This window comes from Dapis purpurea BLCC-M126, assembly GCF_050015975.1.
In the GTDB taxonomy this organism is placed as follows: domain Bacteria; phylum Cyanobacteriota; class Cyanobacteriia; order Cyanobacteriales; family Microcoleaceae; genus Trichodesmium.
On sequence record NZ_JBNHER010000001.1, the window covers coordinates 119,098 to 142,392 of the forward strand.

Consider the following 23,295-nt stretch of genomic DNA (forward strand, 5'->3'; position numbering starts at 1 on the left):
GCTAAAGCCCTACTACAAACAAAAACTTTTTTATCACTGTTCAACCGGACATGATATAATGATCAATAGCAGTAGGGTGCGTTATACGGCTAGAATGTTAGACTGTGAAAGGCATTTAACAATCCGTCGTAACGCACCATTTTAGATGTATCAATCCACTACTAAATGCTGTTTACTGAGCATTTCCATAGGAAAAATTTAGTGAAAGATTACTTTTAACTTGTGCATAGTGCTATACCCCAGAATTTTCTCCCTTATTAACTAGAAAACTGCTGTAAATTAATAGCTTGACGGTAAATTTTTACCGCTTCTTCTATTTCGCCAATTTCTTGTAGTGCATCTCCTAATTGCTGATGTACTTCCCAAATATCGGGTTTTAATCCTATTAATGTTTGAGTATCTAAGTCTAACTGTAATAAAGATAAAGCTTGCCGATAATAATGAATAGCTTCATGCCAGTTTTTCTGCACTGCTAATATTTTTCCTATGTCATAATTAGCACCAGCTAAGTTAGGATTTATTTTCAGTGCTTGATGATAACAATTAATGGCATGATCTATCTGATTTTTATCTTGAAAAGCTTTCCCCATTATTTGAAAAGCTTCTGGCTCTGGTTTAATTTTAATTGCTCTTTCACAGGAGGCGATCGCTTCTGCAAACAATCCTTCTAAATAATAAGTATTGGCTTCTTTTAATATTTCTTTAATTTGTTCTTTTTGAGTGTGCTTTTTCTGATTTTGCACTGCTCTATCTAACTGCCGTGCTTGACGATTTTCTAGTTTTATTTCTGTTGCATTTGGTTGATGAAGATTCTGGTGTGGAATTTCTAACTTGGTTGATATACGAGAATTCATATTAACCTTTAAATTGTTCTGATTTTGATTTTTATCTGCCCATATTTCCTTGGCTTTATGGTGATAACTAACTGCTTCATCTAATCTACCAAGATGTTTTAAAGCAACACTAAGATTATAGTAAACTGTAGGGAAATTAGGATTTAATTCTATAGAGTTTTGATAACAAGATACTGCCTGAGTAATTTGCCCTTGCCTATACAATTTATTTCCTAAATTAAAATGATCGTTAGCTGTTACTTTTTTAGGTTCTAGAGAATAAGCTTTATACCAACAATCTATTGCTGTTTTTGGTTGACCCAACTCATTCCAAAGTTTGGCTAATTTGCGATAATTATCAGCCACATTTGGTTCAATTTTTGCTGCTTTTTGATAACAAGTAATTGCTGACTGCCAAGATTTATGTTCAGCATACAAATTTCCTAATCGTTTATAAATTGAGGCATTATTTGGCTCAATTTCAAGAGCTGTTTTGTAATTTTTCTCTGCTTCTTTAATTTGCCTAATTTTTTGCTGAGAATTTCCAAGAATTATGTAAGCTGCTACTGCATCTATTTTGATAGAAATAGCTTGCTGACATTGGGAAATAGCTTGTTCATACAATCCCTGCTGATAATATTTTTGAGCTTCCTGAATATAAATCTCAGGAAGATTTACCGTACCATTAGGTGGTAAAGCAGATTTTAAATTTATTGGTGTTTGCTGATCTATTTGGGGAATTTCGTCTGCTTTTAAACCAGAGTGAATAATTTGATTATTGTTAGTTTTGGTTGGAGTATTTAGAACCGTTTTTTCTCCCTCCAGATTCCAATAAATATTAGTTAAATCTGGTTCGATTATTAGAGGTTTATTGGGATGTACAGTTTGGATAATTCCTGTAGAATTTCCATTGAGCTGAGGCTGACTATTTTCTAACAGAGATAAAGATGATTCTAGATAATTGTCCGATAAGTCATTTTTTAAATTAAATGTTGATGTGACTGTATTTACTAAGTCACTAACAACTCTTTCAAAATTTTTGAGTTTTTGAACAATATGAATTGCATTTTCAGCTCTAACCTGTTGAATTATTCCTTGAGTATTTTGATGATTTTCTACTGTTAGTAAATTGAGAGAATTGACTTGATTTTGCCAGTGATGAGGAAATACTGGTGTGGTAGGTTTCTTTGTTCCTTGCAGCTTTAATGCTTCCCCTAAATTTTCGTAAGCTCCTAATAAATTAGGATTTAATTCTATCGCCCGACAATAACAGGATATTGCTTTATCAATTACGTTTTGTCGCAGCAGAGTATTTCCTAATATTAAATGTTCTTCTGCTGTGGCTTTTTCTGGTTCTAAAGTGTAAGCTCGATACCAACAGTTATAAGCTTCTGTTTGCTTGCCGATTTGTGTCCAAGCTGTAGCTAGTTTGCGGTAAGCATCGGCATAATTTTGCTTGAGAGAAAGAGATTTTTTATAGCATTCAATTGCTTCCGTCCATTGTTGCTGTTGGGCATATAAACTGCCGATATTTAGATATATTTCTGGGTCATTTGGTTGAACAGAAAGACCTTTTTTATAGGACTGCCAAGCTGCCTCTATTTGCCCTTGAGATTGCAACATTTTGCCTAGAGTTTTGTAGGTGGCTGTGGCATCACTGGAAATTGCTATTTTGCTTGCTTCATTTGATGATTCTGAAGTTGATTTTGTGACTTTATTAGGTTGATTTATTTTTTGATTAGCAGGTTCTAAAGAGTAAGCTTGTCTACGACATTCTGCTGCTTCAGTGTGGTTGCCAATTTTTTCATAAGCTCTGGCTAAGTTTCGGTAAGCTGCTGCTAAGTCTGGCTTGATTTCTATAGCTTTTTGATAATACCTTATCGCTTCTTGCCACTGTTCTTTTTGAACAGATAATGTACCTAAATTAACATAAGCTTCAGCAAAATTTGGCTGATATTCTATTGATTTTGTATACCAATACCAGGCGGTTTCTAGTTCACCTTGAGTATGAAGAATATTGCCTAAAGTTTTACAAGCAGGGGCATAATCTGGTTGATGTTTTAAGGCTTGCTCACAGGTTGTTTTTGCTGATTCTAATTCTTTTTGCTTTAAGTATAATTCTGCCCGTTGATGTAACTCAGCAGCAATTTGTGGGGAGTTAGCTTTTGGTGACATTTTTTTATCTAGTGGTTTAATAGGTGGGTTGCTCTGTTGGTTAGATAAATTTTCCCTGATGGCTAATTGTTGATATTTCTGAATAGATGCTTTTATCTCACAACTGAAAACTGTTTCTAGTATTTTTGTATTTTCAATAATCCCAGTAATTTTCAGAACTTTTTCTAAAGAATTAAGATTAACAATAATATCTTCCGTCAGAGGATTTTGATACATTAATTGACGGATGGGATAACAAGTAAAATCCTCTCCTTTTAAATAGTAATGCTCCAGTCCGAGTTGTTGGCTAATCACCCAATAATAATGTCTTATATAGTTAGGTGACACCAATTCTATAACTTTAGTTCCTGGACGACAAAACATAATATTTGTCAGTCCACTACCATGAGCGGCAATAATCACTTTGGCATGAGCAAATATGGCTATTTGTTCTGTCAAAGTCATTGATTCTGGCTCAATACAAACAAAACCTAGTTGGCTTAACTTGGATATAACTTCTTCTTCATTAAAGACTCGTCTGTATCGTGAATTATTTCTACTAATATATATCCGTTCTGGATAAGATTTTGTGGGTTGATTTTCGGTTGTCCTTTCCTGTTTTATTCTCTCTAAAAATACCCGACGCTGAAATTCTAAACCCCAGGATGGTAGCCAACCTAAATATCCGGGAAATGAAGGTACAATTAATTGTTTTGCCTGAATATAAGGATGGCGATCGCTCTCTAATATTTTCTCTTCGGGAATGCCTAATATTTTCAAACTTTCTCTTTGAAATGGCTGTTGATAACTATTAACTAAAAACCAATCTATTTCTTCTAAGTCTATACCATGAATTTTTAGGATTTCTAACCTCGGCAATATATCGACCATCCAATGAAAATATACATTGCCAGATAATCCTGATAATACTGCTACTGTACCATCTATTTTTTCTAACTCTGGTAGTTCTTCTAATTCAAAAATTCGATGTTTATTTGGATCATAATTTTGGCATCCTGGCAATTCACCAGGATATTCGCTAGAAAGCTCTTTTACAAGTTGATTATCTTGATTAATAATTGCTATAGCATTACAAATCATCCAAGAATTTTGCTGGGGTACAACCCATGCCTTACCTTGTGGTAATTTCGTTACAAATGTTTCTGGTTCTGATATTTTTAATGAGTTATTTTTGCCTGGAATATTTGCAGTTGTTGGATTTTCTGAACAACTATAAATTCTATTCCCTAAGTGGATAGGATTAAATTGTTCAAAAATTCGTCTCAAGCATGGTTGACAATTTAATCCTTGACAGGAAGATGATAATAATTTCTGGTTTTTCTGAGATTTTTTTGATTTTGATAAACTCTGCAAATTTTCTGATATTTGCGGATGATTAGGATAAATAGCCAATCCCAGATGATAAATAATAATTGCTGAATTTATCCGATTTTGCTCAACTAAACTATTACCTAGCTTGACATAATACTCTGCTGCTACTGGTTGAATATCTAAAGCTTTTTTATAGTAAAACTCTGCTTGGTTATGTCTGCCATATTCGGCTGAAACATTCCCTAGATGTAAGTAGGTTTCTACCAATAATTGAGAAATTTCTGTCAGAGATGATGAACTTTGGGAATTATATTGTTGTAGGGATATTAAAAACTTGGCACAGGCAACTTTTGCTTTGTCTAATTCATCTGTACTTTCTACTAATAAACTAGCCCATTTACAATAACCTTTAACAAACGAATTATTCTTAATAACTGTTTGTAAATGAGTCATTGCTTCTGACAGTTTTCCCTGTTCCATAAGGGAATAACCACTGTCAGTATAAGCTGTAATATTTTCTGGTTCTAGTTGTATGATTTGCTGAAAATATTCAACCGCTTCTTGATGTAATGCCCGATATTGGTATACTTTGCCAATGTGATAACGAGCTATACTAAATCGAGGTTCTAATTTTAGGGATTTTTCAAAGTAGACTATTGCCTGGTCTAGTTGACTTTTTAGTAACAGACCTTGACCAATATTATTGTGAATAGTAAAATCATCTGGCTTGAGCAACAAAGCTTTTTTAAACACAGAAATTGCTGCATCAGCTTTACCCTGCTGCAGCAAAATACAACCCCAGTTACTGTAGGAATTAACTACAGAATCTAAATGGTTACTATTCTCAATTTTTGATAAATTTATTGCTTGTTGATAACTATCAATTGCTGGTGCTAATAAACCTTGATTTTGCAAGACAATGCCCAAATTATAATAAGTATTAACATCATCTGGTTGGAGAGCAATTGCTTTTTGATAACTCTGATATGCTCCTAATAAATCTCCCTGTTGATACAGTACAATGCCTAAATTATAATGAACTTGTTGTAAATTTGGATTGTCATTAAGTGCCTGTTGATAGTAAAAAGTTGCCTCTTCTAATTTGCCTTCTTGCTGGCACAATGAACCTTGGATTGCTATATTTTCAGCTTCATCTATTAGTTTAATAACAGGAGCATTTTGCATATATTATTTTTCTCCCTGATTTGCTAAGTCTATATAGATATTCTGTGAATATTTCCCCTCTTCGGGGCAATCTAAAGATAATTTTTGTAGATGTTTGCCAGGAAAAAATTTTGGCTCAAAGATAGTTGTGATGAAAAAATACGGAGTGTTATAAGAAACCGGGTTTATAGGAGACAGATGTCGGTATAGTGGCATTTCATATAAACCCGGTTTCTCTGCTTTATTTATACCGACACTACCGAATTTGATATTATTCCCAATTGTGCAATCCCAAAATAGACGTAAATGCCTTAAAACCTGATGATAAAAATATATATACGATTGTTTGAGATGCTTCCCTGTGGAAATTAATTTATTCTTTTTGTTAGTTAATTAGATAATTTCAAAGTCATCTGCTGTGGGAGTATCTTGAGCAAATGGAGTTTCAAGGAACGCGAACTGTTGTACTGTATTGTCATCTTGAACAAAGTAAAGCTCTCCACTTGTGTCATAAACTACATTAGTAGAACCATTAGGATTGAAATTACTAATATCTGTGACTGTTTCCAGTATAATTTGGTCTCCAGCATTACCAAGAATAATATCCTGATCTATCTGAATAATGTCACCATCTGTAGTTCCCCTGAAGTCTGTGAGAGTGTCAATACCTCCAGAAGCATTAATATCAAAGATATAAACATCTGCTCCACCGCCACCATCAATAATGTCATTACCTATACTACCAATAAAGGTGTCTGCACCCTCACCTCCTATCAGAGTATCATCACCCGCTCCACCTCGGAGGAAGTCATTACCAATACCACCGCTTAGGCAGTCATTACCATCACCACCGAAGATGATATCGTTGTCTATACCACCTAAAACTATATCGTTACCTTCACCAGCAAATATTAGGTTTTCTCCAGAAATACCCTCAATAATGTCATCACCTATACCCCCTCGCATAGTATCATTGCCCTTACCACCTCGGATGGAGTCATTACCATCACCACCGACAAGACTATCTGCACCAGCACCACCATAAATGGTGTCATCACCATCTCCACCAAGCACTGTATCATTATAACCAGGTTGACCTACATTATCTCCAAGAATATAGTCATTTCCACTACCACCATCTATGAAGTCTGCACCAGTATCTCCTATGGCAGTATCATTATCTGCACCACCTTCTATGATGTCATCTCCAGCACCACCGTCGAGAATGTCATTACCAGCGTTACCTTTTACTGTGTCTGTACCAGAACCACCTTCTACAGTATCGTCCCCTAGACCACCTACAACAAAGTCATTGTCACCTCCACCAAGTATGCGGTCATTACCCTCACCACCGCCTATGCTGTCATTGCCACCTTTGCCTTCTATGGAGTCATCGCCATCACCACCATTAACTATATCATTGCTTCCCAGGGCATTGATACTATCGTTGCCAGACGTTCCCTCTAGCTCATCAGGATTTGGAGTAGCTGTGATAAATGTCGTACCGTTAAAGAAAAAGGAACTACTTGGTGTTGGATTGGTTATTATTACTTCACTCATAACTTTTTTATTCGTTAAGATTGACTATATATATTAACAATAATTTCAGACAAAATCCCTATTTTATTTTTTTTTATTTAAATCAAAATTTAGGTTTTAAAATAGTTATTCTATGGCTTTAAGTTCAATCCGGTTATTTTATTTAAATTAGATTTTTTTGCTGATTTTTGTGACAATTAAAGTAAATACTTTAGATATAAAATTAATTAAAATCATGGATGAAAGTATAATTACTTATAAATAAGCTAAATTATCATATCAAATTAGATATAAATACTTATTGATTAACTAAATTAATTATTCTACGTTTGAAAGATTACTAGCTAACAAGTATTCACTCAAACTTAAATACCTAGAATCCGGATAAATTTTAATTAAATAAATACAAATAAAAAGTAGGAAAATAATGATTTGTGCCAACAGCAACAGAGCAAGCTAAAATGATTTGCAAGTGATCGATAGGTAGGTCGAATTAAACGTTAAAAATTGTAGGGTGGTTTTAACTAAAAGCCTTGACAAATGAGCCATTTCTTCCTAAAAATCAGCCCTACTAAGTTAGATTTATTTATCAAAATAATTGGGTCATTAAGCCCGCTTTTTAAGGCGAAATGTTTTTGAAGGGTTCCTCTAATTGCGGTTACAAAAACCACTTTCGACTTTTATAGGGGTGATTCGCGTTTGCAGAGCATTCCGTTCCCCCAACCCTTATACTATAAAGTAGGGCTGTTTAATTCTTGGTTAAGATAGAAGGGGAGCAGGGAGAACGGGAGAATTATCCACGCTTTACCCAGGATTTTCGCTCCTTTTATCGATAAATAATTTTGGTGATTCAATGGATTTTTCAGAAATACCCTTGATTTCACCAAGATTCTTTGGGAACTTTTCCAACTCTCCACCCCAATTAATTGCCCCTAAATCCTACTTATATCCCCAAATCCCTCTTTCGATGTCCCCAACTCCCCTTAATCGATTATTTATTTGACTTTGAAACAGCGTCCGATAAAGCAAGGGTGGAAATATTCTCCCCCTTCCCTAGTAGGGCTATGCTTTATATCATGTCTGGTTGAACAGTGATAATTAAAGCTCATAGAATTGCTCTAGCCCTAAGATAGGTATTTATCGGGCTAGAGCAATTCTACAAACAAAAACTTTTTTATCACTAATTATCCGGACATGATATTACCCACATTAAGATCGAATTCCTTACAGGATAGGGGGAGAGGTGGAAGAGGGGGAAGAGAAGACAAACCTACCATTTTTTATATCTAGGACAGAGGTGACTAAAAGTGAATAACGCAATTTCACCATTTGCCAACTATGACTAGCTACTAAACCATCTCCCCACACTTCCCACACTCCCCACCCTGCAATGCTTATAAGACTTATGGGTAAGGGATAGCCTGGTAGGGAAGGGGGTTAGGGGGTTAGGTTTTTTTTAGCCATAATATTTAAAAAATAACAGGACTGACGCAACTGTACTAATTATAGTGGGTGTATCTGGAATAATGACGAATTTATATGCTACATATAGCGGTACTGCGTAAGTCCTGAAATTAATATAGGTATTACTTGTAACTTCACGAGTGTCAGGGTGAAAATTAGGGATATTAGTAAACTAATGACAAAATCTAGTAGTGGATAAAACAGAGTTTGTTGCTTGATTTAACTATTTTGTATACTATCTTCTAAGAAATTTAACTCTGTCAGGGTATTTAGACAAAAAAGTTGAGCACTCGTTTCAGGGGCTAACTTAAAACGCAAGTCAGAAATTAAAAGTAATTGCTGACTGAATTTTCGGTGTCCAAACGCTTCGCAAACACCATTTAGGAATGTCAAATACCTAAATGGGCTGCTACACAAAAATATCCCCTAAATTGAAGATGATCTATAAATCTCTTCTGATTTTCATTTGTCCCAAGTGTGGAGGACGAAATCTGATCATAGGCCAATGTGATTACTATTGCAGAGACTCTAAGTATTAGATGGCCAAGAATTAAGTCTTACGATTAGATAACCTTAATAACGTTAATTTGGAGTAAAATGGAGTATAACTCAATCAAACAGTTAGAGAATGAAAACTGTAATCATAGCCATCATTTTGATGCAGAAAACTAAATTGATTACTTCAAATACGATACACTTCTATTCTGACCTCAACACCTTTAGCCGTCATAGTTTTGACAAGACGAGTATAAGTTCGACTTTTGATATGTTTTCTGTCCACGACTAATAGAGATATTGACAATATCTCCTGTTTTAACATGGGTATATTATGGATTAGGATAGAGTTGGGAGAGAAATAAAAAAATCTAAACCCTATCTATAAATTTAGTCAGTTTTACTGATTTTTTGTATGGCAAGTGGAGGAGCGTATATTAGCTGAGTTTTGAATTTAGCTTTGAGAATCTGGCTCAGAACTATATTTTACTTTTTCCCAGATAATAGTAGCAAGGAAACATAATATCATTAAGTAAAATGGTATGCCTATCATAATTTATACTCCTAATTTTGATGATAATTGCTAGTGCTTTATATTTTTGAGCTTCAGTTATAACTTCATTGCTGCAAGAAATTTTATATCATTTCTCTATGAAGTTGCACTTAATAAAAGATGATAATTGTCAGTGTAATCAGGTCTGAGCAAAATTATTAAGTGGATTCTTACAAACAAATTGTATTACTAACTATTGCCCCAAAATATCAAAGATATTTCTATAATTCAATTATGACACACTTAACTCTTAATTGTCATCCTATCTGGCAAAACTAGGGTGTATTGAAGAGAGAATTTATCAACAAACAAAAATCACACTGAAGATATACTTAGTTAAAAATAAAGTCCTATATATTCATTAGCAATCAGATTTTTTTTCAATTACTTAAAAATAACTTCCATATAAGAATTGGGATTTTCAGCAACCCAACCTAAAGGGGAATTATATCTAATTTCAAAATGTAGATGAGCTTCCTCGAAATCAGGTTGCCCTGTCTGACCAACTTTACCTAAAAGTTCTGCTTGTTCAATTTTTTGACCAGTTTTAACATTGATAGAATCTAAATGAGCATAACGAGTTTGTTTGCCAGAAATATGATTAATTACGACTAAATTTCCATAATTTCCTTGTTTACCAGCAAATGCCACAATACCTTCTCCGATTGAAAAAACTGATGTGCCAGTATCAGCAATTAAATCTAAACCACTATGAAAAACTACTTTATTTTTAATCGGATGTAGCAACCAACCATAACCTAAAATTACCCTAGCTTCAAAAGGTAAAGGATAACCTGTTAATAAAGATGTTTTTGGCGGTGTTTTTCGTCCCGGAGACCAATTTACTCCTGGTAAAAAAACTATGTCTGGTGTTTGTTGAGCTGGTGTTTCTGGACAACCATTTACTTCATATAAAGCGTCAGCACGGATATTATAATTTTCTGCAACATTTTTCCAGGTTTTACCAGTAGGTACTTTTACGGCAATACCGTTATAAGGAGGAATGACAATCTCAGTACCTACGGTTACTTGTCCTTTTTGTAGCACTCGATTAAATGCTAATAAGGTTGGGGGTATTAGGTTGTATTGTTGGGCGATGCTTTCAATAGTCTCTCCGGGGGTGACGGTATGGCGTTGGAAACGAGATAATGCAGGTGGGGGACAAACTTTTTGTGCTTCTTCTGAGATGGAAGTAGTAGGAACTTTTATCCGTTGAGGTTGGGCGTTAACCTGCATTACTAACGCTGGATTCATTAAGAATAATAATGTAGTTGCAAGGTAAAAGCAGGGTTGATAAATCATCGGCAATCAAATTGTATAAATCTACTAGAAAAAAATATGGTGGACAAATAAAACTTGATTTACCATGATATTGATAACTCAATTTCTGCCCACCTTACTATTTAATGTTACTTAATTTTAGCGATCGCCTAAATTTAACCTAAACTTTAAATTTCTCCGTTATCCGCTTCATCGTCTTGTTGAAATTTTGCCGACTATTAAACGCGGAAATGCGGAAGTAACCTTCACCTGCTGCACCAAAACCTGAACCAGCTGTACCCACAACATTACAATTTTGCAACAGCTTATCGAAAAAATCCCAATTCAACAAAAATATAGATTACGCCACCAATAATTAACCCAAATTAATCAGCTAAATCAAATAACTACGCTTCAAACCAAAATTAATACCGCCTTCCCAATCAGATGTTAAATAATCTCTAATATCAAGTTCGGTTAAATAGTTATTATAATTAAAGCTCGTAGTAGGGCTTCAGCCCTACTACAAACAAAAACTTTATTATAAGTAATTATCCGAACATAATATAACATAAACAAATAAATGCTCTACTACATCTGCATATATAGGGTTCTTAATATACCCTTCTTGAAACCGAAACTCTCTATCCGTATTCTTTTGTTTTCTTAATACATACAGCAGTTTCCGAAGTTATGAGGTACATATATTAACGGTTAAGAATTTAGAATGCGCGAATTTAGAGTTTAGAAGTTATCCAGGTTATGACTACTACGAAGTTTACTGGAAATGTTTGCAGACTCAGTTGTATGTTAGTTAGTTCGGAATCTGCTGGAAGTGCTGTTACTGTACCTCATAATAACGGGAAGCGCTGTATATAATGGCTAAATATAGGATTAAGGATAAATAAAGTCTGATTTTCCTCTGTAATTTTTTCTATTAAACCTCGTCTTTCTAAAGATAGTAATGTTTGAAATAATTCTGGTGATGATAATTGAGATTTTTCTAATAGTTGGGCAACTGAAACAGATTTTGCTGGTTCGCTGAGTTGAGATAGCATTTGTTTTTCTAATTCAGACAACCTTTGAAAATGCTGCTGTAAAATATTGGTTAATTCATCGGATAAAAATAGGGGTTGATAACTTAAATATTGAGCTACACTCCCGCCAAATAAATTTTTAATTGTCTCTCCTATAAGTTTTAACCATTGGGGATTACTTTGATAGAAATTTATCAACTCTTGCCATTTTTCTTCATCCAATAATTCTCTATTTTTGAGCATCTCACGCGCTTCCTTTTCTGTTAAACCAGTTAACTGAAATAAACGTACTGGTGAGTCATCATCGATAAAGTTGAAAATTTCTAAAGGTGGTTCCCAACTGTTGAGAATAAAACAACTATTGTGAGGAAGTTCGCCGATAATTTTAAATAGGTTGCCATAGTTTTCATATCCTGGTTTATAGTTGCCGACAAGTTGCTTACTAGTGAGTATTTGTTGTACGTCATCTAGAATAATTAGACATCGCATATCTCGTAATTTTTCTATCAGGATTGAAAGTTGAGCATCGGTGTTATTCGGAAGGTTTATTTCTGCTACGTTGGAGATAATTTGAATTAAATTTTTGAGAGTTATGTTTAGGGGTGGAGATGTGCGGAGGGTGCGCCAGATGATGTGGTCAAAATTAGATTCTATTTCTGGGATGAGGTGACGAATAATGGTGCTTTTACCGATACCGCTTATTCCTGAGACGGTGATGAGACGACAGTGATGTTTGAGTATCCAGGTTTTGAGGGTGGCGAGTTGGGTGGAGCGATCATAGAATATTTTTTTGATATCTGGTGCGTCTCGGAGGTCGAGTTTTGGGAGTGGGGTGTTATTTTCGTTTGTTGTTTTTGTGGTGGGTAATTTTTGTTTTGTTTCTGAGGAATGGGTGTTATCTGTACAGAGATTAATATTACCTTTTACATAATTACTTTGTCGTCCGAAATTAAATACATTTGAAATATTAGAAACTTGATATCTTTCCATCGCAGCGCGGAAATTTGACTTATGAATTTTTTCTTTTAATTCCTGAGAAATAAGTTGCCATAAATTTGAAGCGACATTACCAACGTGAAATTTAGTGCAGTGGTATTCTTGAGCAACCTTTGAGTATTTTTCCCCTTGCCAAGTAGCACGTAATATTGCTTTTTGGAGACTATCAAGGTGTTTGCCAGTTTTGTCGAAAACTATATCATCAACAAAGTTTAAAACTTCATTAAGAGTCATTAGTCAAATTTAATTAGGAATAAATTCCTATTATATCTGATGTTTTCTGATATTTCAGAAAAAAAATCTGATATTTTCTGATAATTCTGTTTAGTCATACATTATTTTTTGTGAGATTTTATCAGTAGCAACTCTGATTATTTGTTGTAGTAAATTATTAGGTATTAGGTTACTTGGCGAAACTGTCAAAACTTTTTTGACTTTTAAGCAAGTAATTAATATAGTCAAGCTGTTCAGATTTAAGGATAAATATCATGCCTAAAAACTTCAAAAAAATAGGCTATTGTTTTGTAGCAACAACACTATTGATACTTGGTATTAGTTCTAAAACAAATAGTCAAAATACTGCTCCCGGTTTATGTCTGAGACATACAAGAATAAGTGGTTCATCTGGAAATGTGATAGATACTAATTGGATATGTTCAAGAGCAGGTGATTTTAGCCAATGGATTGGATTAGGAGATGATACTGGTTGGAAGGATCAAGAATTAGCTTTTAGAGCAATTGGTGGCGCAAAAATTTGTTTGGAGCATACTAGAGTTAGCCCTGCTAGTGGATTACTTAGAAGTAGCAAATGTAGCAAATCTTATAATGATATTCAGTCAGTAGGTTTAGGAGACGATACTGGTTGGAAAGATCAAAAATTGACTTTTACTATTTATACTCCTAAAGAGAATTACGAAATGTGTTTACAACATAGAAGAAGAAGTGGTAGTTCAGGAAAAGTAATTAATACTGGTTGGAAATGTGCCTGTGAGTATGATATGGCAACCATTTATTTAGGAGATGATACTGGTTGGAAAGACCAAAATTTAAGATTTACAGTAAGGAATAGATAATGACTTCAGAAAATAAAGGATAACTGCTTCTTTAAAAACGAATCTAAAAGTTTTCCCATTTTAAAATTAGATATTGATGCTCCACAAGGACGGTATGACCGCACAGAATACTGGATATATCTAGAGAGTTCTGACAATAAAAAGTTTCCTCAAAAAGACATAACAAGTTATAAAAATTCTCAGGGAGGTAACTCTAGAAAACCAGAATTTTGTGTAACTAATATGGCTTTTAATTTATCTTCTAGAAATTATCAAAAAATAGGAACCAGAATTTGTCCTGGTTATAATGTGAATAAGAAATATAATTTACCTGAAGGTACATACTTTGTCAGGTTTTATAGGGTTTCTCCTGAGAAAAATCAGATAGTTTTTCGCTAGATTTAGTTATGGTGGGCAAATTTTGACGCATCTATATCAACCGTAAAATTTGCGAGATTTGCCTACTCTATTTATTGCTTTAATCTCTAATTACAAAGACTTAACCGATCTAACCATTTCTACCAAAATTCCTATTATCTTCCTCGAATCTTTAATATAGTAATTCTCTACATTAATAAACACTACATTCTTTTCCAATTTCAAAAATTTCCAGACATGACCTGTCGTAACTGCACCATAAATAAAAGGAACATTTTTACCATCTTGTTGATTATATATTTCCGCCCCAACCATTTCTGCAATACATTGTCCTAAACCACTAACTATAGTTTTCATTTTTAGCTTTTACAAGAACAATTACAGTAGTATCTAAATATAGTTGTTCGGGAGATTCACTAATAATAAAATCACAAAATCCATTCAACCCCTTATCCCTATCAACAGAGAAATCTATACCCGAAAAAAAACTAATTTGCAGTTGTCTCTTAATCTCCAGCAAAATATTAATAATTATCAGCTCAGAACTTGCTTTTTATGTAGCGATCGCTAGGGCAATAGGTACATTTTGCTTTAAATCTCAGCTAAAAGATTACTAATTTCTACAGGTTCAACACTGATAACTGATAACTGACAGGAAATTTCTTGGATAAACCCGATTTATGTCTAATTAATAACGAGCGCTCGAAATAAAAAAATAGGTTTATTCCCATGATTAGTCTTTTCCAGGAAATTTCTTAGATATAGCAATTCCAAGAGTTATGAAGTACATTTGTAATCTCCCTAAATCCCCCTTAGAAAGCGGGGTAGGGAGGATAAAAGTGTACCTCATAGATTAAAGAATTGCTATAAACCCGGTTTCTGGGTAAGTTAAAAGCGATCGCCTCTCACCTAAATTTTAAATTTCTCAGTTATCCGCTTCATCGCCTCGTTGACATTTTCCCGACTATTAAAAGCAGAAATTCGGAAGTAACCTTCACCCGCAGCACCAAAACCTGAACCGGGAGTACCGACAACATTACAATTTTGCAACAACTTATCAAAGAAATCCCAACTTGACAAACCTGTGGGAGTCTGCACCCAAACATAAGGCGCATTTACTCCACCATAAACAGTTAACCCTGCTGCTTGTAACTGAGAGCAAATAATTTTGGCATTCTCTAAATAAAATTCGATCAATGCTCTAACTTGCGCTTTCCCTTCCTCGGAGTAAACTGCTTCTGCACCTCGCTGCACAATATAAGAAACTCCATTAAATTTAGTGCAATGACGGCGGTTCCACAATTTCCATAATTCTACATCGCTACCATCAGCAGCTTTCCCTTTGAGAGTTTTAGGTATTACAGTCAGCGCACAACGGGTACCAGTAAAACCAGCATTTTTAGAAAAGGAGCGAAATTCGATCGCGCATTCTCTTGCTCCTTCTATCTCATAAATAGAATGGGGAAGACTTGCATCAGTAATAAAAGCTTCATAAGCAGCATCGAACAAAATAATGGCATTATTCGCTTTGGCATAATTTACCCATGTTTGCAAATATTCTTTAGTGGCAGTCGCACCCGTGGGGTTATTGGGAAAACACAAATAAATCAAATCTACCTTTTCAGTAGGAATTTCGGCAGTGAAATTATTTTCGGCTGTTATTGGTAAATAAACTAAACCCTCATATTCCCCTTTTTCATTTACATCACCAGTATTACCTGCCATTACATTAGTATCTACATACACTGGGTATACTGGATCTGTCACAGCGATAGTATTATTGTTGCCAAAAATATCCAAAATATTACCACTATCACACTTCGATCCATCAGAAATGAAAATTTCCGAGGCATCAATATCACATCCTCTAGCTTGGAAGTCTTGAGTCGCAATTTTCTCCCGTAACCAACCATAACCTTGCTCTGGGCCATAACCTTTAAAAGTCGAGCGATCGCCCATTTCTGCCACAGCTTTAGTCATGGCCTGAAGACAAGCTTCTGGCAATGGTTCGGTTACATCCCCAATACCCAATTTAATAATTTGGGCCTCTGGGTTTGCTTCAGCGAAAGTATTAACCCGTCTAGCTATTTCTGGGAATAGGTATCCTGCTTTGAGTTTGAGATAATTATCGTTAATTGTTGCCATGGTAGATTAAAAAAGTCACTTACAACATTAGACCTTTTGGAAAACTTAAAGTCAAATATCAGTTATCACTTGTCACTTTAGGAGCCAGGAGACAGGAGTGAGTAATCAGAATAAATATGTTTAAATATGATTTATTTGCTTGAATATCACTTTTTAATCAAAGTAAAATTTGATGAAATTATTTTAATTACCCTAATTATTTCTAAGATTCTTTTTTCAAATTCGTATAAGTAAGTAGTTGTGCTTTTAGGAATTTTATAGTTGAGAGAGGGAACCGAGAGTCAATAGGATGTTTCAATAATCAACAATTAATAATTACCTCTTATTATAAAGAAGATGATTTTGCTCAAAGAAATTGTTGATTTTTTCCCTATGAATGTAGAGGCTTTATACCTTAATTTTTCGGTAATTAATTTTGCTTACGCACTTAGCATTAATAGAAATAGTTAATTTATCTCACTTTTAACTTCTGACTTCTGACTTTTAACTTCAGTTATGACTCCCGCCATACCGAACCATTAAAACCAGTAATTTTTTCTGGTAATTCCTGTGAGTTAATAACTGCGAATTTTTTCATGTCGTAAGTAGTGTAAAAACTATTGCTTTGTTCCAGATTAATATCTACAACAGTCAAAGTATTTATCGGAGCTAAATTACTATTAAGTAAAACGCGAGGTCCGCTTCCTACAGCACCAGTATAAAGCAATTTTAAATTACCTTTATAACCAGGAAAATAAGCATGATGATGACCGCTAATATATAGATGTACATTATATTGTTCTAGCAAAGTTTGTAACTTTTCAGCTTCAGTCAAAACATCACCAAATTTATTTCTGCCAACTGCTACAGCATAAAGAGGTAAATGCCCCATCACTATTCGCATTTTTGCTGTTTGTGCTTGACTACTTTCTAGACTTTTTTCTACCCATTCTAATTGTTGATTAGGAATCTGAAATGTAGAAGCATCCCAAATTAAATAAAAGATTTCTTTGTGTAGGAAACTATAGTAAAAAGGAAACTCATCTCCCTCGAAAAATTCTAGGTTTAGATCATTTTGATGTTGACTCCAATAATTCTCTGCTAGTCTACGCTCCTTGGCAAATATAAATTTTCCAGACTTAATATAACCAGAACCATCGTGATTGCCAATAGTAATAGCAAATGGTTGTTTAGTTTGACGTAATGGTGTGGCAATGTAGCGGTCAAAACTATTCCACATAGCTTGAATATTTTCTTCAGTCAGTGATAGTTTTTGTCCGGCAACCATGTCACCTGCACAAAGCACTAAATCTGGTTGCCATTCAGAAATAAAAGGAATAGTTTTTTCCACTTGAGATTCATAAGTTGTGGAACCATATCTACTGTTTAAGTCACTAATAACTACGAGTCGAATATCTCCTTTTTTCGGAGCAAACATTCCTGGAGGTGCAGGTGTAGATAGAGTTGGAATTTGTGAAGGAGAAATATTAGAAGTTTCTGGAAGTTGGGAATTAGTCTTTTCAAGATTTATAGTCTTGTTTGGCTGAAATATTCTGCGGAAAATTATAGTTAATCCCAATCCAAATGCACTGCCCAGAAAAATGAGTAAATTACGACGGTTAAATCTCATGTTTTTTGCCATAAATTAGTCATATAAATTATAGATAGAAATCAGGAATGATTAATGAGATATTTAAAAGGAATTAATAACTATCAAAATCCTTTTATATTCTGACTCCTGTAGGGGCGATTTCCTAAGGTCATGCTCCACAAACGCGAATCGCCTCTACCTAAAATATTACAACTGAAATATAAGTGCTATAGCAATTGTTTATAACTTTAATCATTTATCTGAAATATTCTCGAAAAAATTACAGCTAATCACAATTTCAATAAATACGATCTCTGAACTTATAAATCCACTTTATTCCCCAGAGAATTTAATCTGCAAACTTTCCAACTGCAAATTTATCAATTATAAACAAAAATACTATTTACTTGCCAGAACTAAAGGATCATTTTATTGAACTATTTTTAACCTAAAAATAAACAATTAATGACTATTTTTATTTTATGATTTTTATCAGTATTTCCTCAAGTCATGAAATAAGTAAGCATTTAGCTATTAGCAATCATGAATCAGCTTTTTTTTGAAGGTATTAAAGACATTTACTATGGATATTTAAGCTTTTTATATGTGCTTTAAACCATGCTTAATTCAGAATATTAATGTTTCAATATTGTCATCTAACCTCCTGCATATCTGAAGCTAATAGCTGAATGTTGATATGGAGTTTTAATTTTCTTGTTATGTCTAACTTTTTCCTAATCCGCTCTTCCTTATTAGTTATCAGCAATCTAATTTTAAGCCTATTAATAGGACTAGGACTATTCTCACAAACAACCTTTGCTCAATCTACTCCTAACTCAAAACATCCTAAATCTTGCAAAAATTCAGAATATTCAACTATCAGAAATATCCCTGGATACTACACTCAATCAATTCCTAACTATTTCTAACTTGATGACAAACCAAGAAATAGGATTAGCTAACTTAATAAAAATCATCAGAGAACAAACGATTGTTGCTGTAAATAATAGCTCTAATCCTTGGCCGACAATTCACGAACGAGCCAGATTAGCCAAAGTTCCGATAATTATGTATCACGACATTTTACCCAAGAAAAAAGTATCTTTTGATGTCACAGTAGAAAAATTTGAAAAGCATCTGGAATTAATCAGAAAAAATGGAGTAACCCCGATTAGTTTAGAGCAACTAATTCAGCACTTATGCACAGGAAAACCATTACCAGCTAAACCAATAGTCCTGACTTTCGATGACGGATATATTGGTAATTATCAAATAGTTTATCCCCTTCTCAAAAAATACAATTATCCAGCAGTTTTTTCAGTATATACAGACAAAATAGAAGGCAAAATAGTTGGTTGTTCTACCCTCACCTCGGAACAATTAGAAGAAATGGCCGCAAATCCATTAGTAACAATTGCATCTCATAGTATTACTCATCCCAAAGATTTAACCAAATTATCTGACCGAGAACTTCAAGAATAATTATTAAAATCGAAGCAAATTTTGCAGAACAAATTAGGGATAAATATTCACTATTTTACTTATCCAGAAGGTAAATATGACGAGCGTGTTAGTGCTTGGATAAAAGTAGCAGGGTATGAAGCAGCACTAACAATGAAAAATAACAAAAATATCTTCAGTAATGAATCAAAAAGTTTATTAGTAATAGACCGCTTCGGTCAATCAGAATTAAAAAAAGCAATTTCTCAAACTGATGGCGGATTACAACTACCTGCCTGGAAATTAGGGTTTGATTTTAATAGTCAAATTATTAAAAATAAAGTTTTGCCACAAGATATTCCCCTAGTTTTAATTTCTGGAGGAAAACCAATCACTATTCATGTAGATAGTCGCTATCAAGTGAAAGATATTGTGGTAAAAAATCAGGCGATCGCTGGAGTAGATGGGCCATTTTTTTCTATGGAAAAACCAGATTCTAACGAAGTTATAGGTCCGATTTTTAGTCAGAATACAAAAAAATTTATACCTGAAGATAGCTATGACAATAATAAATTAAAGAATCGTCCCCTAGTATTAATTAGTGAGAATAAAGTAGATTTTATTCCTTTTAATCCCAAACATCATAACACTATAAAAGGTCTCCAAAAAGAAATGCCAAATTTTACAGATGCCTTTGTCGGATCTGCATTTTTAGTCAGAAATTCTCAACCACAACTAGCAGAAACTTTTGGCGAATTATTCAAATTTAATGAACCCCGTCATCGAGCATTTTGGGGTATTCATCGTAGTGGTCAACCTATGATTGGAGTATCTTATAAAAGAGTTGGTTCAGTTAAACTTGGTCAACTTTTAGCACAGATAAGATTTCGAGATGCAGTAATGTTAGATTCTGGAGCTAGTACATCTCTAGCTTATCAAGGTAAATTTTTAGTGAGATATACTCTACGTCCTGTTCTTCATATAGTTGCCTTAGTTTCTCCAAAGTCAACTTCAAAATTAACTTGTGTTGTAGCTCAATATTAATAAAAATCAAGCAATACCAATTTGATCAATTTTTATTATATGAAATACTAAAATTTTTCCTACAAATACTTAGGCCGTTTTAAGGATTCAAGAATCTGTAGGAATGTAATAATTCAGCAGTTAGCTATTAGTTAGCCTGCTGCGGAGGAGCTTCGCTTTTTCCTGACGGAATGCTCCGCAAACATGTCGCGTAGTGAAACAGAGAAGCTGTCTTTTGCAGAGGAGTTTTCCTTGGGAATGCTAAGTATTCATGTCGCGAAGCGTTTCATGTCGGCTCTTAGCCGAAAATGTTAACAGCTTTATTACTATTAAGGAAAGAAAAAGTAATTGAGAGATTTCAAAGAATTAAAAGTATGGATAAAATTCCATTGGTCAACCTTAATAGTCTATCGAACCACATAGTTAATTAAAAAGCTGTTTGCGTAGAATTCCACAGGATGAGCTGACCACTAATAGCTGAATGTTTAGGATTGTAGGGACTATAAACTATAGAAAAGCTAATTTTAGATATTTCCCAAACTAATATAAATTATCTATATGTCAGTCGTATTTTACTTATTGATAAATTCTCTATAAATTCAGGAAAAGGTAACATTAGCAAGAGTTTCATACTTGATTATCTATCACAGCTGCCTATCTGAAATTAGTAACAACAACTATATTTTTCTTCCATTATCAAAAAAATATATACTTGATTTCTTGTTGTTTTTCTCTCAAAAGTATTTTCAACATTCCAATGGAAATGCTATATTAGTTAAATTAAAATATTTTATCTTAAAAAGTTATGTTATACATAATATTTAAGGCAGTTCAGGGTGCATACAACAATTAAAAATTGCTTGTAGGTTTCTTAATGTAGTAGGTGAAATTTAATCAAACAGCTATTAATTATTAGTTGACAGAATTAGTTTTACAAGTCTATACCCCCCTTAACCGAACACAATTTTAAGAAGCTTAAATTTGGCCAACAGCTTCCTATAGGCAGCTAAAATAGTAGTTATGTTCACTCTAGTCCTACTAAATCATGCATCAACAACAAAATTCTAGATTCAGAGAAACTCTTTTAATTATTAATGATAATCCTAAAAGTTTAAAACTGTTGACTGAGTTGTTATCTACCCAGGGGTATAAAGTGGAAATTGCCACCAGTAGTAAGCAAGTTCTAGAAACTATTCATTTCATACTTCCAGACCTTATTTTATTAGAAGTAAAAATGCCAGACATGGATGGCTATCAAATCTGTGAAGTTCTGAAAAGAGATGAACAAACTTGCCATATCCCTGTGATTTTTATCTCTACTTTGGATGGAGTGATGGATAAGATTAAAGCTTTTACTGTGGGAGGGGTAGATTATATAACTCAACCATTTGAATTAATTGAGATTTTAGCCAGGATTGAAAATCAATTGCGTTTGCGTTCTCTACAGCAGGAATTACAACAACAAAATGCTAGATTACAACTATTATTAAAAACGACTCATGCTATTAGTGAAGCATCTGATTTTGAGTCAGCTTTAGAAGTGATTCTCGCAGAAATTTGCCAAACTATGAATTGGGATTTTGGGGAAGCATGGATTCCTAACCAAGATACTACCATGCTCAGATTTAGTAGAGGTTGGTATGCTAGTAACAGTAATAATGGCACTTTACCACCTACTTTGAAGTTTCGACAACAAAATCAAATTATTACTTTTAGCTCTCATCCAGGTTTCCTAGAAAGAGTTTTCTCTTCTCAGCAGACAGAATGGCTAGAAGACATTTCTCAGGCACAATATTCTGTTTCTATTTGTTCTGAAATTGCTGAAAAAATAGGTATTAAATCTGCTTTAGGAATTCCTATTATCCTAGATAAAAATGTTTTAGCTATTTTAGTTTTTTTCCAAAAAAGTTCTCGCTCCTTAGATCAAAATTCTATGCAATTAGTTAATGGTGTTGCCACTCAATTAGGTGGATTAATTCAACGAAAAAAAGCAGAACTAGCTCTCAAAAAAGCTAATCAAGATTTACAAGTAATTGCTAGTTTAGATAGTTTAACTTCCCTGGCTAATCGTCGTAAATTTGATGAATATTTTCACCAAAAATGGGAACAACTTAGACAAGAAAAACAGCCTTTATCTCTGATAATTTGTGATGTAGACTATTTCAAATATTACAATGATTATTATGGACACCCAGAGGGAGATCAGTGTCTCAAAAAAGTTGCTCAGGCGATTAGTAAAGTTGCTATATTTCCTACTGATTTAGTATGTCGTTATGGTGGAGAAGAATTTGGAATTATATTACCCAATACAACTCTTGATGAAGCTTTACGAAGAGCAGAATTAATTAGATTGGAAATCAAAAACCTTCAGATATCTCATGCTTATTCAAAAACAAGTTCTTATGTTACTGTAAGTTTAGGAGTAAGTAGTATAGTTCCTAATTTTCAATTATCGCCTCGTACATTATTAATAGATGCTGATCAGTCACTTTATAAAGCCAAAGAACAGGGACGCAATTGTGTTGTTGCCCATAGAAATAGCTGTGTCTGTTAATTAATTTGTTAATTAAGTATTCAACGAAAATTAATTTTTTTTATATTTAATATTTAATGGTTATGTTAAGTAGGTCAGCTAAATGATTTTTATAGTAGTCACAATTATTATTAGGACTGTTAAAACCTTCTTGATTCTATCAAATTTAGTCAAAGCAATAATTTTAATTCTGACTTCAGTTATATATTTACTGGTGTTGTAGACAAGTAGATTTTTTGTTCCCAGTTAAACTGTTTCCTACTTACAGATATTAAATTAATTTTGCACAGGTACTTAATATCATAATAATACCAAATCTATTTAAGT

Annotated in this window: 11 protein-coding genes and 1 pseudogene; 4 read left to right on the plus strand and 8 right to left on the minus strand. The window is 33.7% G+C overall.

Annotated features, from left to right (window positions below):
* Window positions 1–257: 257 nt before the first annotated feature.
* The 5 genes and pseudogenes from ACP6PL_RS00465 to ACP6PL_RS00485 form a co-directional block, all read right to left on the minus strand.
* Complete coding sequence (locus tag ACP6PL_RS00465; RefSeq protein WP_426541412.1) at window positions 258–5,504, minus strand: tetratricopeptide repeat protein; 5,247 nt, start codon at window positions 5,502–5,504, stop codon at window positions 258–260.
* Between the two features lie 372 nt (window positions 5,505–5,876).
* Window positions 5,877–7,043 (minus strand): calcium-binding protein, encoded by a 1,167-nt coding sequence (locus tag ACP6PL_RS00470; RefSeq protein ID WP_426541414.1) that lies wholly within the window; start codon window positions 7,041–7,043, stop codon window positions 5,877–5,879.
* A gap of 2,875 nt (window positions 7,044–9,918) precedes the next feature.
* Window positions 9,919–10,788, minus strand: a complete 870-nt coding sequence (locus ACP6PL_RS00475) for a LysM peptidoglycan-binding domain-containing M23 family metallopeptidase (RefSeq protein ID WP_426541416.1) — start codon at window positions 10,786–10,788, stop codon at window positions 9,919–9,921.
* 187 nt (window positions 10,789–10,975) lie between these two features.
* Window positions 10,976–11,146 (minus strand): annotated as a pseudogene (locus tag ACP6PL_RS00480) (LL-diaminopimelate aminotransferase); the annotation flags it as partial.
* A gap of 499 nt (window positions 11,147–11,645) precedes the next feature.
* Entirely contained in the window at window positions 11,646–13,061 is a 1,416-nt protein-coding gene (locus ACP6PL_RS00485; RefSeq protein WP_426541418.1) for a helix-turn-helix domain-containing protein, read from the minus strand.
* Window positions 13,062–13,315: 254 nt separating this feature from the next.
* Between ACP6PL_RS00485 and ACP6PL_RS00490 the strand changes: the two genes are divergently transcribed.
* Window positions 13,316–13,900, plus strand: a complete 585-nt coding sequence (locus ACP6PL_RS00490; protein ID WP_426541420.1) for a hypothetical protein — start codon at window positions 13,316–13,318, stop codon at window positions 13,898–13,900.
* Window positions 13,901–14,368: 468 nt separating this feature from the next.
* On the opposite strand, the gene ACP6PL_RS00495 is transcribed toward ACP6PL_RS00490, so the two are convergent.
* From ACP6PL_RS00495 to ACP6PL_RS00505, 3 genes are all read right to left on the minus strand, one after another.
* The gene (locus ACP6PL_RS00495; RefSeq protein WP_426541422.1) at window positions 14,369–14,614 is read right to left on the minus strand and encodes a hypothetical protein; all 246 of its coding nucleotides are present in this window, start codon (window positions 14,612–14,614) and stop codon (window positions 14,369–14,371) included.
* Window positions 14,615–15,166: 552 nt separating this feature from the next.
* Window positions 15,167–16,402, minus strand: a complete 1,236-nt coding sequence (locus tag ACP6PL_RS00500; RefSeq protein WP_426541424.1) for an LL-diaminopimelate aminotransferase — start codon at window positions 16,400–16,402, stop codon at window positions 15,167–15,169.
* Window positions 16,403–16,895: 493 nt separating this feature from the next.
* Complete coding sequence (locus tag ACP6PL_RS00505; protein ID WP_426541426.1) at window positions 16,896–18,023, minus strand: metallophosphoesterase family protein; 1,128 nt, start codon at window positions 18,021–18,023, stop codon at window positions 16,896–16,898.
* A 765-nt stretch (window positions 18,024–18,788) separates the two neighbouring features.
* On the opposite strand from ACP6PL_RS00505, the gene ACP6PL_RS00510 reads away from it, so the two are divergent.
* From ACP6PL_RS00510 to ACP6PL_RS00520, 3 genes are all read left to right on the plus strand, one after another.
* Window positions 18,789–19,454, plus strand: coding sequence for a polysaccharide deacetylase family protein (locus ACP6PL_RS00510; protein WP_426541427.1), 666 nt, complete (start codon window positions 18,789–18,791; stop codon window positions 19,452–19,454).
* A 21-nt stretch (window positions 19,455–19,475) separates the two neighbouring features.
* A complete protein-coding gene (locus ACP6PL_RS00515; RefSeq protein ID WP_426541429.1) occupies window positions 19,476–20,456 on the plus strand; it encodes a phosphodiester glycosidase family protein in 981 nt (326 codons plus the stop codon).
* A 1,024-nt stretch (window positions 20,457–21,480) separates the two neighbouring features.
* Window positions 21,481–22,989, plus strand: coding sequence for a diguanylate cyclase domain-containing protein (locus ACP6PL_RS00520; RefSeq protein ID WP_426541431.1), 1,509 nt, complete (start codon window positions 21,481–21,483; stop codon window positions 22,987–22,989).
* Window positions 22,990–23,295 lie beyond the last annotated feature (306 nt).

Bases quoted from the DNA above. Each gene is read 5' to 3' on its own strand.
- ACP6PL_RS00465 (WP_426541412.1), bottom strand. From the start codon at position 5,504: ATGCAAAATGCTCCTGTTATTAAACTAATAGATGAAGCTGAAAATATA.
- ACP6PL_RS00470 (WP_426541414.1), bottom strand. From the start codon at position 7,043: ATGAGTGAAGTAATAATAACCAATCCAACACCAAGTAGTTCCTTTTTC.
- ACP6PL_RS00475 (WP_426541416.1), bottom strand. From the start codon at position 10,788: ATGAATCCAGCGTTAGTAATGCAGGTTAACGCCCAACCTCAACGGATA.
- ACP6PL_RS00485 (WP_426541418.1), bottom strand. From the start codon at position 13,061: ATGACTCTTAATGAAGTTTTAAACTTTGTTGATGATATAGTTTTCGAC.
- ACP6PL_RS00490 (WP_426541420.1), top strand. From the start codon at position 13,316: ATGCCTAAAAACTTCAAAAAAATAGGCTATTGTTTTGTAGCAACAACA.
- ACP6PL_RS00495 (WP_426541422.1), bottom strand. From the start codon at position 14,614: ATGAAAACTATAGTTAGTGGTTTAGGACAATGTATTGCAGAAATGGTT.
- ACP6PL_RS00500 (WP_426541424.1), bottom strand. From the start codon at position 16,402: ATGGCAACAATTAACGATAATTATCTCAAACTCAAAGCAGGATACCTA.
- ACP6PL_RS00505 (WP_426541426.1), bottom strand. From the start codon at position 18,023: ATGGCAAAAAACATGAGATTTAACCGTCGTAATTTACTCATTTTTCTG.
- ACP6PL_RS00520 (WP_426541431.1), top strand. From the start codon at position 21,481: ATGCATCAACAACAAAATTCTAGATTCAGAGAAACTCTTTTAATTATT.